Origin of the sequence: Polaribacter porphyrae, assembly GCF_002954685.1 — a bacterium.
Classification (GTDB): Bacteria; Bacteroidota; Bacteroidia; order Flavobacteriales; family Flavobacteriaceae; genus Polaribacter; species Polaribacter porphyrae.
The window spans coordinates 1531895-1546560 of sequence record NZ_MSCN01000001.1 but is presented as its reverse complement, the minus strand read 5'-3'; the positions used below and the strand labels follow the sequence as shown (position 1 = coordinate 1546560).

General features: G+C 27.3%; 9 protein-coding genes. 3 read left to right on the top strand and 6 right to left on the bottom strand.

Going from position 1 to position 14666, the window contains the following annotated elements; all coding sequences use genetic code 11:
- Window positions 1-140 precede the first annotated feature (140 nt).
- Window positions 141-1637 (top strand): DUF6770 family protein, encoded by a 1497-nt coding sequence (locus BTO18_RS06930; protein ID WP_146106889.1) that lies wholly within the window; start codon window positions 141-143, stop codon window positions 1635-1637.
- On the opposite strand, the gene BTO18_RS06925 is transcribed toward BTO18_RS06930, so the two are convergent.
- Complete coding sequence (locus BTO18_RS06925; protein ID WP_105015527.1) at window positions 1634-2941, bottom strand: M48 family metalloprotease; 1308 nt, start codon at window positions 2939-2941, stop codon at window positions 1634-1636. The two genes, BTO18_RS06930 and BTO18_RS06925, sit on opposite strands and share 4 nt — an antisense overlap.
- A 68-nt stretch (window positions 2942-3009) precedes the next feature.
- Between BTO18_RS06925 and BTO18_RS06920 the strand changes: the two genes are divergently transcribed.
- Window positions 3010-4656, top strand: coding sequence for an amidase family protein (locus BTO18_RS06920; protein ID WP_105015526.1), 1647 nt, complete (start codon window positions 3010-3012; stop codon window positions 4654-4656).
- On the opposite strand, the gene BTO18_RS06915 is transcribed toward BTO18_RS06920, so the two are convergent.
- On the bottom strand, window positions 4653-5039 hold the full coding sequence (locus tag BTO18_RS06915; protein ID WP_105015525.1) for a fibronectin type III domain-containing protein: 387 nt from the start codon (window positions 5037-5039) through the stop codon (window positions 4653-4655). The genes BTO18_RS06920 and BTO18_RS06915 overlap by 4 nt on opposite strands.
- Window positions 5040-5263: 224 nt before the next feature.
- Between BTO18_RS06915 and BTO18_RS06910 the strand changes: the two genes are divergently transcribed.
- Window positions 5264-8836: a TraB/GumN family protein gene (locus BTO18_RS06910; RefSeq protein WP_105015524.1), complete on the top strand. Its 3573-nt coding sequence runs from the start codon at window positions 5264-5266 to the stop codon at window positions 8834-8836.
- 70 nt (window positions 8837-8906) lie between these two features.
- Here the strand turns inward: BTO18_RS06910 and BTO18_RS06905 are convergent, their stop codons facing one another.
- The 4 genes from BTO18_RS06905 to BTO18_RS06890 form a co-directional block, all read right to left on the bottom strand.
- Window positions 8907-10223: a M56 family metallopeptidase gene (locus BTO18_RS06905; RefSeq protein ID WP_105015523.1), complete on the bottom strand. Its 1317-nt coding sequence runs from the start codon at window positions 10221-10223 to the stop codon at window positions 8907-8909.
- A complete protein-coding gene (locus BTO18_RS06900; protein WP_105015522.1) occupies window positions 10210-10608 on the bottom strand; it encodes a BlaI/MecI/CopY family transcriptional regulator in 399 nt (132 codons plus the stop codon). Before BTO18_RS06900 ends, BTO18_RS06905 begins: the two co-directional genes overlap by 14 nt.
- A gap of 6 nt (window positions 10609-10614) precedes the next feature.
- Window positions 10615-11904 carry a hypothetical protein gene (locus tag BTO18_RS06895; RefSeq protein WP_146106888.1) on the bottom strand — a complete coding sequence of 430 codons (1290 nt, stop codon included), beginning with the start codon at window positions 11902-11904 and terminating at the stop codon, window positions 10615-10617.
- A 156-nt stretch (window positions 11905-12060) separates the two neighbouring features.
- Window positions 12061-14625, bottom strand: a complete 2565-nt coding sequence (locus tag BTO18_RS06890; RefSeq protein WP_105015520.1) for an ATP-dependent Clp protease ATP-binding subunit — start codon at window positions 14623-14625, stop codon at window positions 12061-12063.
- Window positions 14626-14666 lie beyond the last annotated feature (41 nt).

Here is a 14666-nt window from a genome sequence, read left to right as displayed (position 1 = left end):
TTAAGTTGGTACTATTGCAATTTAGAATTAAGAAACTCTTCATTTTGTTGAACAATGCTACAAAATGCTCTCAAAACTATTTAGAAGAAAGAACAATTATTACCTTTGTCAACCAAAATTAAAAACTTTAAAATAAAGCTATGAAACGCATACTCTTTATAATCCTATTTATATCGTTTACAGCTAAAGCTCAAATATCTAGTTTGGCAGAATTAGCATCTGGTAAAATAGAACTTTTTAGCCCTATTTACGAAATTGATAAAAGTATTTACGGTTATTTTACAATTTCTAGACTAGATAAAGTTAGTAATGGAGACGAAGTTTTTGAATACACGTTACTAGACAAAAATTTAAATAAAGTTGCAAATGGTGAGTTTCTAGACAAATCTTATAAGAAGTATTATTCAAACTTTATGTTGCCAGAAAAAGTAGGTAATAAAATAATATTGAGTAAAATTTATTTTAGAAGTCAAATGAATTCATTTGGTAATACATCTTACTACAAATTCGTATCTAACAGAACGTTAAATCTTACCACTAATAAAATCTCAAAGCCTTTTTATTTTGATGATAATATGTTAGTTGAGGGTGAGAGACCATCTAAAAAGATAAGTAAAGCTCTTAAAAAGAAGCCATTTATTCAATATCCTTTTGCAATAAATGATGGGTATTTACTTTTTAAAGAATCAAAATTACTGAGAAACTCTTTTAAATCTAAAACCATAACTACACTAGAAGCTTTTAATATTGATAATTCTAAAAAATGGGATTACAATTATAACCCTAATAATGAGGTTATGCAGTCTAGCATTGAATATCTAGATGAAGGTAATATTGTTTTATGGGCAAAAAACTTTAGAAGTAAACAACAAGATTTACACTTTATAAATCCTGAAAATGGAGCGTTAAATTTCATTTATACTTTAGAAGGTAAAAAGTCAGATTATAATCATCTTTTTAAGATTAGAGTACTTAAAGATAAAACTGTAATTGTTGGGATGTACTCTAAAAATAAATCTACTGGTTTTAATATAAAAAAATCTCTTGGGTTATTTAAAATTGAAATCGATAATACAGGTAAAGAAATTTTTAAGAAATATTTTTCTTGGGAAGATGCAGGTAAGTACATGAATATTAAGAAAAATGGAAAGTTAGAAAAAGGATACAAGTTACTAGCAAAGCAGTTTTTTATTTTTAATGATGGTAGTGTTTCTTTTTTAGCAGAGAAATTTAAAAGTCAACAATATTATGTTGTAGTATCGTTAGCCCCAAAAACCACTGATTTTATGATGCTAAATTTTGATAAAGATTTTGCTCTTAAAGAAGTAAATAAAATAGAAAAAGATAAATCGTATTATACGAGTTCAGATTATTTATATTCTCAAAGAATCAAGGAAGGTAATGGAATTGTATTCTTTTATAGAGATTACAAAAAAGATGAAGAAACTAGAAAACGTAGTTGGGTTTTGGGTATTGTTTCTATTATAGATGGTAAAATGAAACATGAGCAAATACCAATGTCATCCGAAGACTTTTTTATATCACCTTATATTGCAAAGGAAGGTTATATTTTATTAAGAGAATATAATAAAGATAGAGAGCATGATGAGATTAGGCTCGAAAAACTAAATTACTAATCTTTACTGTAATAATCTCCAATATTTTTGATTTCATCTAGTGATAAATTCCAAATAAAACTCAAAAATTGTTGGTAGTTTTTAGATTGTTCTTTTGGGTTTAACCTATCTACATATCTATTTAATCGATATTTTTTCTTGGCTTCATAAAGTGCTAAAAAATTTTTACCTAACCATTTTTTTAAGTACGGATTATCGTTGTCTTTAGATAGTTTGTAGAGAATTAGCTTAATGCTTAAACCATTTTCTTCAATATCAAAAAAGCTAACAATATCTTGAGTTTTAGCAATTTTTTGTAATTCTATAAAGTTAGCATTGTTATTTTTATGGATAGAATCTTTTAAATTTAATTCAGAAAAATCTTTTTGTAATTTGTCTATTCTTTCTTGATATTCAGGATGAGATTTAATAGAATCTTTATTTATTTTTTCTTTATATTTAGAATAATCATAGTCAGAAAACTCTTCCATTTTTAACCAAGCTTCTTTAAAAGGTTGATTTGGGATGTCGAAAAAAGTCTTATAAATGGTAGAATCTAATTCTATAGTTGGTAGCGTTTCAAACTTTGCAAGTAGCTTTAAGGCACTTAAATAGTTTGGGTTATAAAGTGCAGTTTTCTTAAAAAATAGATACCCCAAAGAATCTGCCTGCATTTCTCTTTTTCGTCTTTTCTTACTATCAGAATACATTAAATTCTTTAAGATTTTAAAAGAAGAATTATACTTATTATATTTTTGTTTTCTAATTTTTCTTGCTTGCTCTTTTCTTTTCTTCGAAGTTTGTAATTCTGCAATATGGATAATATTATTATTTACATGCTGTAGCTTTTCGTGAGCAATTTCATGGCTTAAAATAGAAATTAATTGATCTTCATTTTGTAAATATTTAAACAAACCTATATTCAAAATAATTTTACCTTTACCAATATTTATGGCATTTACACTTGGGTTTTTAGAAATATAAACATCTAGCTCAAGATTTTTTAAATCATCATTATTACCAATAACAACATTTACGATACTATCTGTGTATTTGGTAAAACGCTTATCAAAAACAAATCGATTTTTTTTAATTGTACTGATAAACTCATCATCACTACTTTTATACAATTTGGTAATTTCTTTCCTTTTTTTACCTCTATACAACTTCTTTAAATTCTTATAAAAAAGAGTGTTTTGAGTTTCATTCTCTTTTATAATTTCCTTTCTTAAGCTATAGGTAGCAGTATCTATAATTCTTAATTCTTGAGAGTAATTAGTAGAAGAAATTAAAAACAGAATACCAAAAATAATTTTTCTAAACATTTTTTTAATCTAAATCGCGAATATACATTAATCTACAAATATTATCTTTGAGAGTAAATTTTAATACCATGAGAAATCTACTTTTTACTGCTTTTTCAATTTTGATGTTCTTTTCTTGTCAAAAAAAAGAAAAACAGCCAGATATTTTATTTAAAAAATATGATGAGACTGCTGCTTTAAAACAACAGCAAAATCATCCTAAAAAAAGAATGCAGTTTAAGCTTTTTCAATCTAAAGTGTTAGATATGAATGCCGTTTTTAAACCCTTTCATGAAGATTTAGCTTATTTTTCTGAAGAAGATTATCAATCTTTAAAGCCATTAATTTTAGAGCAGAATATACCATCGCTTCAAAAAAACATTAAAGAAGGAAAACTGACATATGAGAAACTAACGTTATTTTATTTATATAGAATAAGAAAGTTCGAGAGTGACTCTACAAAATCATTAAATTCTATTATAGCTTTAAATTCTGATGTTATTAAAGAAGCCAGAAAAAGAGATGAAAATAAAAATAAAGCAACAGATTTTTCTTTATATGGGATGCCAATTTTATTGAAAGATAATATCAATACAAAAGAAATGCCAACTACAGCTGGTGCATTAGCATTACAGAGAAACTACACCAAAAATGATGCGTTTATCGTAGAAAAATTAAAAGAAAACGGAGCCTTAATTTTGGGTAAAGTTAATTTAAGTGAATGGGCATATTTTTTCTGTTCTGGTTGCCCATTAGGCTATTCAGCAATTGGTGGGCAAACCCTAAACCCTTATGGAAGAGCAGAATTTGAAACAGGTGGTAGTTCTGCAGGTAGTGGTGTAGCAGTAGCCGCTAATTTTGCTGTAGCCGCTGTTGGTACAGAAACTGCTGGTTCTATAACTTCACCTTCAAGTCAAAATTCTGTGGTAGGTTTAAAACCTACAATAGGTGTATTAAGCAGAACAGGTATTGTACCAATTTCATCAACTTTAGATACGCCAGGACCAATGACAAAAAGTGTGGTTGACAATGCAATTTTTATGAATGCGATGCGTGGTTTTGATAAAAATGATACTGCTTCTAAACAATTAAAAGAAGATTATTTTAAAAACGGATTAGATATAAAGTTAGAAGGTAAAAGATTAGGAGTTTTAAAACCTTTATTGGGCGATTCCATTTATGCACAAAACGTAGATAAGTTAAAAAAAGCTGGAGCAACTATTGTAGAAATAACGCCACCAAAGTTTTCGTACAAAGGTTTTATTACCTTGTTAAATATAGATATGAAGCATGATTTGCCAAAGTATTTATCAGATCAAGCAGATAAATCAATCTATATAAAAGATATAGAGAGTGTTGTAAAGTTTAATAAAAAAGATTCTTTGTTAAGAGCTCCTTATGGGCAGCAATTATTTGAAGGTATTGTTAATGACGATACTACTTTAGAAGAATTAGAAATTGTAAAGGGAAATTTAAAAGCAGAAGGTGAAAAGTTTTTACAAGCTCTAAAAAAAGATAATTTAGATGCCATTTTATCGATAAATAATTATCATTCAGGTATTGCTGCAGTTGCTAAATACCCAACATTAACAGTGCCTATGGGTTATAAGAAATCTGGAGAACCTGTAAGTTTAACTTTTGTTGGTTTACCCTTTTCTGAAAGAAAATTACTAGAAATAGGATATGCTTTTGAGAAAATAACAAAAGTTAGGCAACTACCTGAAAATTATAATTAATCGGTTACAAAACTTTGTGGTCCAGACCAATTACTAAAAACATTACCACCACAATTAGTTCTAACATAAAAGTCATATTCTGTTTTAGAAGTAAGGTTTGTAATTTCTAAAGAAATAGTGTTAACACTTGTTCTAGTTCCATTACCAACAACAAAACCTCGCAAGCCATATTCAACATTAAATAGTCTGCTATTATTAGTGTCACCCCAAGCTAACGTAGCTGACGTATTTGAAATAACAGGAATATGCAGACCATTAGGCTCTGTACAGGATTCTTCTTGAAGACCATTATCATCATTATTTTCAGAACTAGAACAACCAATAAGCAAAAAAATAAAAAGAATGCGTAAAATGATATTTTGTTTCAATAAGTATATTTTCATGTAAGGAAATTTCTTCAAATATAGTAAAACAACAATAGTACATCAATTAAATATTGAGCAAATACAAATTGATATAATAAAATTACTAAATGTTAAATTTTTGATATTCACTAGAATATTTTACGATTTTATAACCTATTTATATTTATAATTTTTCCTTCAATTTTTATTTTCTATTCAAGCTATTTTAGTTAAATTTAAGTTTAATTTAGAATAGACTCTGCATGATAAAAAAAATTGCTGTAGTTGCCTTTTTAATGGTAGTTACAATTGCTCAATCACAAGAAGAAAATAGCTTATTATGGAAAATTTCTGGCAATGGATTAACCAAGGATTCTTATTTATATGGCACAATGCATGTAAGTCAAAAAATTGCATTTCATTTAGATGACGTTTTCTATGAATCTCTATTAAAAAGTGATTTTGTTGGTCTAGAATCAGATCCATCAACTTGGTTAGAGCACATGTTTAACTCTCCTGAAGAGTTAAATTATATAAGAGGTATCAGTTATGTAAATCAATCTGATTTTTACAATTCTCCTTTTAAATTATTAGAACCAAAACCACAAGAAATCATGTTTTATCTGTCTAGAGAAGATATGCTTTTAAACGGAATTTTGTACAGAACAAATCAAATGATGCAAAATTTTCAAGAAGATACTTTTTTAGATATGTTCATTTATCAAACAGGAAAAAAGAATGGGAAAAAGATATACAGTTTAGAAGATTACAACCAATCTTCAGCACTTGTAAAAAAAGCGACATCATCTAAAGCTGTAAAAACACAACCAGATGTTTGGTTGCAGAAAAAAATGAAAGATGAAGGCTTTTTAATGATAATGAATAATGCATATAGAGACAGAAAAATACATCTTTTAGATTCTATAAATAATGGTATGTACAGTAAAAAATACATGGATAATATGCTCTATATTAGAAACGAGAATATGGTAAATAGTATTGATTCTATTACCAAAAAGGGTTCATTGTTCTCTGCTGTTGGTGCTGCACATTTGGGAGGCGAAAAAGGTGTTATTGCTATGTTGAGAGAAAGAGGTTATACAGTAGAGCCTTTAGAATCTAGCATTACCAAAAAAGCCGAAGATGCTAAAAAGAGTATAGAAAATAAAGTAATTGACGTCCAGTTTAGAGAACAAACTGCTTCAGATAATTTCTTCACTGCACAATTACCTAATAAAATGTACGAGTTAAATATTCTAAATAATACATCATATATAAGCCCAGATTTAACAAATGGAGGGTATGTGATTATCACAAGAATGAATACTTTCTCTAAAATTTATGGTAAAGAAATTAAAGATGAAAATTTTGATAAATTATTGTTTGAATCTATCCCAGGTGAGATTATTACCAAAAAAGAAATTACCAAACAAGGTATTAATGGTTTAGATATTTTAAATAAAACCAAAACTGGAGATTTTCAACGATATCAAATTTTCTTTACGCCTATTGAAGTGTTGATTTTTAAAATGCATGGTAATAATGAGTATGTAAAAACTTTTGGAGATACATTTTTTAACTCGATTCAATTTAATAGTAGTGATGATTTTATCACTGTAAGCCCAAAAAATAAAGGTTTTATTGTTGATGTGCCAAGTTCTCATTCATTCACAAATAAATTATACCAAGGTAATAGAACCATACAAGCAGTTGATAAAAAAGGCAATTACTATTTTGTTAAAGAGGTTGCTTTAAATGATGTAAATTATATAGAAGAAGATGCTTTTGAGTTGGAAAGAATACAAGAAAGATTTTGTAAAAATTTAGAGATTGACTACAAAAAAGGTATTTTTAAAGATGAGAAACAAGTTTTTGAAAGTAATACTTTATTAAAAGATGCGCGTAAAAAGCTATTCTTAAAAACAGTAACAAATGGGAGTCATTATTATTTGCTAGGTTTTGTTTCAGAAAATGATAAAATGAAAGATACTTTTTTTAACTCGTTTAAGATTACAAGTTTCGACTATCAAAAAAGGTTTGAGAAAAAAATAGATACCTCACTTTATTTTTCTGTAAATACAAATGTTGACCCTGTTTTTAATAGATTCAATTCAAATGTAAAGAAAAATAAATCTTACAAATCATATCAAAAAAACACTACTTATACAAATAGTACAAACGAAAAAATCTATGTTAAACTTAAAAAACTAAACGATTTAACAAGTTATGACAATATAGATTCTCTATGGAAAAATGAATCTGGAGGTTTAAATTACAGAAGATTGAATAGCTTTACAGGAAATAATTCTAGAGTAAATTTTAACGGTTTGCATACCAGAAATAAGTTAAAAAAGAAAAACATCAAAAAAGGTATTGATAAAAACGGACAACATTTTTACACTTATTATTTTAAAGATTCTTTAAGTAGCAAAGCTATAAAAGTAAAAAAGATTTTAGTACAAGGAGCTATATACGAACTCAAAACTTTAGTCGATACTACTTATGCTGAAAGTAAATTTGTTTCAGAGTTTTATAATACATTCAAACCAAAAGACACTATTCTAGGTAAGCCTTTGTTTAAAGACAAAACTGATCAATTTTTTAAGGCTTTAAAGAATAAAGATAGTTTAGCTCTAGATAGTTATAGCTATGTTAATTTTAAAAAGAAAGATGTTAATAAGCTTATTAATACTATAAAAACGTATGATTTTTCTGATAATCAATTGGAGATTAAAGAGCATTTAATAAATGAACTATCAGAATTTAAAACCAAAAAAGTAATACGTTTTTTAGATGATTTATATATAAAATCGTTTACTAATCCAAGAAATCAACTGGCTATAGTAAAATCAATTTTGAATGAAAATTCTTCAGCTTCTTATACAAGGTTTTTAAAATTATTAGAGTTGGATGTTCCTCTTTCGTCCAATAAGTATGAAATGAACACTATGATAAGTTCAGTATCAGATTCATTATCAATTGCAAAAGAATTATTTCCAGATTTGTTAAATTATGCGACCATAGAAGAGTATAAAGAACCGATTTATAAGCTTTTAGCAGAAATTAAAGAAAAAGATTCGATGCAAAGTAAAGATTACGCAACTTATAAAAAACAAATTTTGAATCAAGCTAGAATTGAATTGAAAAGACAATTAAGTAAAAAAGCGTCAAACAATTCTTTTTCTAACAGAACATCAGGTGACTTGTTAAATATTTATGCAAAATTATTGTTTCCTTTTAGAAAAGATACTAATGTAAAAACCTTTTTTGATAATCTTAAGTTTGTAAAAAATGCAGATGTGAAATCTACACTGTTAGCATTGCAAATAGAAGCATCAGAAAAATATAATAAATTGGTTTTTGAAGAGGTTACTTCTGAACTTACAAGTAGAGGAATTTTTTATAAAAAGCTACATGAAATTAATAAAACAGATTTATTTCCAAAAAAATATAACTCTAAAAAAGAAGTGTATAAAGCATTATTATTTAAAAGTGAAACAAAAAAGGAATTAAAAGATAGTATAGTTTTTCTTGACAAGAGAGATTTTTCAATTTCAAATAAAAAATACGAAGGTTATTTCTACAAATCAAAAATTAATAAAAATAGTACTAAAACTTATGGTAAAGAGTGGAAGATGAATTACATTATAGTAGAAAATAAAGAAAATGAAATTGTAATAAAACCTAAAACTTTACGAGTAAAATTAAACTTGGATACCACAAAACCCATTAGTGAAATTATTGATGATATTGTTGAAGAAAACAGATTAAAAAACAGAAAGCGTGTCAACTTAAATCCAAATAAATACGTAAATTACAACAGAGGTTTATTTTAATCGAAATTTGTTGTGTCTTAAAATAACGTTACAATTCACCTTTAGCTAGAGTTTTAGAATTTAAAATTAACTATCTATTTTTAGTGTCAAAATAAATATAGTAAACTCCATCTATATTGTTTTTTATAGAAGTTTTATTAGGAATATAATGTAAAGAATCAATTTTTATATCCTTATTATAATAAGGAAGAAGAGCAGGTTCTTTTATAAAAGTTTCATTGATTATGTAATTATATGATTTACCTGAACGATTCATTAAACTTCCATATTTAAGGTTTAAAACTACATTGTAAAGACTATATTTTTCATTTTTTACCTTATTATTTGAATTTAATAAAACCTTATTCTGTTCAAAATTATTTGTGTTAAAAGATATTAGTATAAGTGAAAAAAAACTGATGATAAGAAGCGTTTGAAAATTACTGAAACTGGGCTTTTTCAACGTACCATATAGTAAATATTGAGTTCGTTCATAAAAATTTGATTTTTTACCCATAAAACTTTGAACTATTGAAAATGTATTATTTGTTTTATAACTCGTCAATTTTAATAGTGTTTCTGTATATTTTACTGGTTTAATATCTTGATTTAAAACAAAAATATCACAACAATTTTCACGTAATAATTCTCCGTAAGTATTCATCCACCAAACAATTGGGTTGAAAAAGAATATGTATTTAACAATAATTAGAAACAAGTTAGAGCTAAAATCACGTCGTTTTAAATGTGCAATTTCATGAATTAGAATTGTTTTAATTTCATCATTACTAAACTTGTCAAGCAGTATTTCTGGAACAATAATAAATTTTCCAAATAAAGAATAGCTTCCTATTTCTTGTACTTTTTTAGAAGAAATTAAGTTTATTTTTTCTTTTCCTTTTAAGCTTATTTTTGCTTTCTCTAGTTCTTTTAACCAAACACTATTTTTAGGTAAATGATGTTTTTTTTGATTAAAGAGAATAATCAAACGAAAAAGTAAACTAAATAATAAAAAAAATGAGGTAATTCCCCAACTAAATGATATAATATAACTTGCTTCTTTTGATAATTTTATAGATAAGAAATCTAAAGAAGTAACATTATTTATATAACTTTTTTCTGATGAGTAATAGGGCTTTATTATATCATCTTTTTTTATATAAACAGCATCAAAATATTTTGAATTAACTTGTTGTTTAGCTTGTTTCTGCTGCTGATAAATAATATCACTTATAAAAAATACAAGAATTAATCCATAAGAAAAAAGTAAGATTTTATATAAATTGTTTTTAGAAGTTTTGAGTACTCTAGTTAACAAAACAAACAGACATGCAATAATAGCTATAAGCCAAAAACTGTTGCATAATGCTTTTACAATAGATTCTAATATGTAACTATTGCTTATCATTTTCTTCTTTTTTCTTTAAAAGTATAGCTTTTATTTCTTCGACTTCTTCTTGAGATGGGCCATTTTGCCCTAAAGCATGTAATATCAAATCTGTAGAAGAACCCTTAAAAACTTGATTAACCAATCTATTAAAGAGTTTATTTTTAATTTTATTTTCTTCTACAACTGCTAAATATTTATGAATGTTTAATTGTTCATTACGTTTTATAATCCCTTTTTGCAACATGCGTTGAACCTGTTTTAAAATTGTAGTATAACCTACTTTTTTCTCCTTATTTAAAATAGATAATTCGTATATTTCTCTAACAGTCAATGCTCCATTTTCCCATAAAATTTTTAAAATATTCAATTCTCCATCCGATATTTTTATGCTATTGTAATCCATTCATTTCTAATTTACAATTAGTTCAAATTCCTCAACTTTATTATATTTATTTGTAATTCTGATTGTAAATATACCTTTTCTTAAAGCGAGATATGCATTATCTTTTAAAGACTTTATGTCTATTCTATCTAAAGGAACAGCATCTTTACCTTCAGATTTTAAGATTGCTTCTACCATTATCGGTAATTTACAATGTTGTATTTTTTTCTTTTCTAACAAAACAGGTTTTCTATCCATCTTCCATAACCAGTTTGGTCTATTAAAACTCATATTTGTTTTAGGATTGATCAACATATAATCATAAGATGTTTTTTTGGGATTTTTATGTTTAAATAATGTTCTTTTTAAAATTGTTTTTGGAACATTTCTGTCATAATATGATTTTTGATCAATAGTTGTAGGATTAATTCCTATGCTATTAAAATGATTGCCTAATGAAGGAAATCTTCCATTAGCTTCGGATATATGTCCACCTCCAGCTAGTAAGATAATTTTTGCATTTGAATCTTGTTTAAAAGTTCTATTCAAAAGAAACTGAAATGATTTTTTCTCTCTTTCTTTAAGACTTCCTCTAGTTTTAGGATTTTGATAATCGTACGAAATTAATTTGAAATCATGAGATATTGCATTACGAATTACATCGCCTAAAACAGTTTCACCATTATAATATCCATGAGATTCTTTTGGATATGAGTTTTTTTCAATCTCTTCTTGAAGGTTATAGTGAAAAGATTCAAGTACTAAATAATTAAACCCCTTTTCTTTTAGTGTTGGTAAAATAGAATATAAGGTGCTTCTAAATATATTAATATGATGTAGTTCATTAAATGCGATTACTTTTACTTCATTATCTATATTTTTGATAAAATTATCAAAATCTAATTGTATATGATTTTTTTTTAATAACGAACTTGGATATGTTTTAAAAGCTTTTTTTGGATAGATTAATTCCTTTTTAGAAATATTTCCTAAAGAGTCAAAATGAACCATTTCATTGGGTTCTAAATTTCCTATATCGTATAAATCAATGCCTGTTTTATAATTGCCTAAATAAGTTTCTAGGCGACTTAAAATATTATAATAATTTCTTTTTTGATACCCTTTTGGTACTGAATCTACCATAGATCTATATGATAAAACTTTTTCATAATCTAAAGAAGGATAAGACATGTAATTAAAAAAGTCATGGTATTTATACGATTTTAATTCGGCATAAATATACTTTTCTTGCTTTTGAGTGCTAGATTTACAAGACAATAGTAATAGAATTAAAATAAATTTACATTCCTTTATCATAATTACATTTTTTTAGTTACCGTAAGAAATTGATAATTGTTGATTTTACAAATGTAATAAAAAAATCACAAATTACGACACTTGTCGTAATTTGTGATAAATAATATTAAAAAAATTAATCACAAAAAAACCCAAACTTTAGTTTGGGTTTTCTATCTACGATTCAGTTTCTGTTCGAGTTTCGGGTTTCTTCTCCCCCTTTTTAATATCAATTGTAAGCTTATCATCTTTCTCATCAAAATCCATAGTTATGGTATCTCCTTCAGATAATTTAGAATTAACAATTTCTTCAGCTAAAGCATCTTCAATATATTTTTGGATAGCTCTCTTTAAAGGTCTTGCACCATATTTTTTGTCAAAGCCTTTTTCAGCAATATAATCTTTGGCTTTCTCGCTTAAATTTAGGGTATAACCTAAATCTAAAATGCGGTTCAAAAGTTTATCTAATTCAATGTCAATAATAGAATGAATATCTTCACGCTCAAGAGCATTAAATACAATTACATCGTCAATTCTGTTTAAGAATTCTGGTGCAAAAGATTTCTTTAAAGCACCTTCAATTACAGATTTTGCATGTGCATCTGCTTGTGCTGCTTTTGATGTAGTTCCAAAACCAACTCCACCACCAAAATCTTTTAATTGACGAGCTCCAATATTAGATGTCATAATAATGATAGTGTTTCTAAAATCGATTTTTCTACCTAAACTATCAGTAATAAAGCCATCATCTAAAATTTGTAATAACATATTAAAAACATCTGGATGTGCTTTTTCAATCTCATCTAATAGTACAACAGAATATGGTTTTCTACGTACTTTTTCTGTCAATTGTCCTCCTTCTTCATAACCAACATAACCTGGAGGTGCTCCAATTAAACGTGAAATAGCAAATTTTTCCATGTATTCACTCATATCAATTCTAATTAGAGAATCTTCAGAGTCAAATAATTCTTTTGCTAAAACCTTTGCCAATTGTGTTTTACCAACACCAGTTTGTCCTAGAAAAATAAATGAACCAATAGGTTTGTTAGGGTCTTTTAACCCGACTCTATTACGTTGAATGGCTTTTACTACTTTAGTAACAGCTTCATCTTGTCCGATGACTTTACCCTTAATCATAGTAGGTAATTCATGTAATCTGTGACTTTCTGCTTCAGCAACTCTATTAACAGGTATCCCTGTCATCATAGAAACTACTTCTGCAACATTGTCTTCTGTTACAATTTCTCTATTTAATTTAGAATCATCTTCCCACTGTTTTTGAGCAGAATTTAAAGCGGCCTCCATATTTTTTTCATCATCACGCAATTTGGCAGCCTCTTCATATTTTTGACCATTTACAGCCTTCGTTTTTTGATCACGAATAATTTCTAATTGAGACTCTAATTCTAAAACCTGTTTTGGAACCACAATATTGGTAATATGAATTCTAGAACCAGCTTCATCTAGAGCATCTATAGCTTTATCTGGTAGATACCTATCTGTCATGTATCTATTTGTCAACTTTACACAAGCTTCAATGGCATCATCAGTAAAATCTACATTGTGGTGTTCTTCATACTTTCCTTTAATGTTATGTAGAATTTGGATAGTCTCTTCAACAGTGGTTGGGTCAACAATTACTTTTTGAAAACGACGTTCTAAAGCACCATCTTTTTCAATATTTGTTCTGTATTCATCTAAAGTTGTAGCCCCAATACATTGTATTTCTCCTCTTGCTAAAGCAGGTTTTAACATATTAGAAGCATCTAAAGAACCAGTTGCACCTCCAGCACCAACAATTGTGTGAATTTCATCAATAAAAAGAATGATATCCTCATTCTTTTCAAGCTCATTCATCAAAGCCTTCATGCGTTCTTCGAACTGACCTCTATATTTTGTACCAGCAACTAAACTTGCTAAATCAAGAGAAACAATTCGTTTATCAAATAAAATTCTAGAAACTTTTCTATCTACAATACGTAATGCTAAACCTTCTGCTATTGCAGATTTACCAACACCTGGTTCACCAATTAACATTGGATTATTCTTTTTTCTACGACTTAAAATTTGAGAAACACGTTCTATTTCTTTTTGACGACCAACAACAGGGTCTAATCTATCAGCTTCTGCCAAAGCAGTTAAATCACGTCCAAAATTATCTAAAACTGGTGTTTTAGATTTTTTAGCGGATTTACTTTTTTGAGGTTGATCAAATGGGTTTGATTTTTGTGAAGCAAATTCATCATCAGATGGGGTTTCTGCTATTGGATTAGCAGGTAAATCAACATCAACATCATCTACATGTAATTCTTTATACAAAGCTTTCGCTTCATCATAATTTACATGGTATTTATGAATCAACTTGGTAGTTGGGTCATTTTCATTTCTCAAAACACATAACAATAAATGAGCAGTATCAATAGCATCACTCTGATATAGTTTTGCTTCTAAAAAAGTTGTTTTTAAAGCCTTTTCTGCTTGCCTAGTTAAACGCAAACTAGGTCTATCTGTACCTTCTGTAAAAGTTGGATTTACAGGGTTTAATTGCTCAAGCTTTTTACGCAATAAAGTTAAATCAACATCAAATGCTGTTAATATTTCTATTGCTTTGCCTTCTCCTTTTCTAATTAAACCAAGTAATAAGTGTTCAGTTCCAATAAATTCGTGACCTAAACGTAGTGCCTCTTCTTTACTGAAAGTGATTACATCTCTAACTTTGGGTGAAAAATTATCGTCCATATTTCTTTCTATCTAATTGATGTAAATTTAGTCCTTTTTTT

Excerpts from the sequence above, each read along its gene's own strand:
- BTO18_RS06930 (WP_146106889.1), top strand. The coding sequence starts at position 141 with ATGAAACGCATACTCTTTATAATCCTATTTATATCGTTTACAGCTAAA.
- BTO18_RS06925 (WP_105015527.1), bottom strand. The coding sequence starts at position 2,941 with ATGTTTAGAAAAATTATTTTTGGTATTCTGTTTTTAATTTCTTCTACT.
- BTO18_RS06920 (WP_105015526.1), top strand. The coding sequence starts at position 3,010 with ATGAGAAATCTACTTTTTACTGCTTTTTCAATTTTGATGTTCTTTTCT.
- BTO18_RS06915 (WP_105015525.1), bottom strand. The coding sequence starts at position 5,039 with ATGAAAATATACTTATTGAAACAAAATATCATTTTACGCATTCTTTTT.
- BTO18_RS06910 (WP_105015524.1), top strand. The coding sequence starts at position 5,264 with ATGATAAAAAAAATTGCTGTAGTTGCCTTTTTAATGGTAGTTACAATT.
- BTO18_RS06905 (WP_105015523.1), bottom strand. The coding sequence starts at position 10,223 with ATGATAAGCAATAGTTACATATTAGAATCTATTGTAAAAGCATTATGC.
- BTO18_RS06900 (WP_105015522.1), bottom strand. The coding sequence starts at position 10,608 with ATGGATTACAATAGCATAAAAATATCGGATGGAGAATTGAATATTTTA.
- BTO18_RS06895 (WP_146106888.1), bottom strand. The coding sequence starts at position 11,904 with ATGATAAAGGAATGTAAATTTATTTTAATTCTATTACTATTGTCTTGT.
- BTO18_RS06890 (WP_105015520.1), bottom strand. The coding sequence starts at position 14,625 with ATGGACGATAATTTTTCACCCAAAGTTAGAGATGTAATCACTTTCAGT.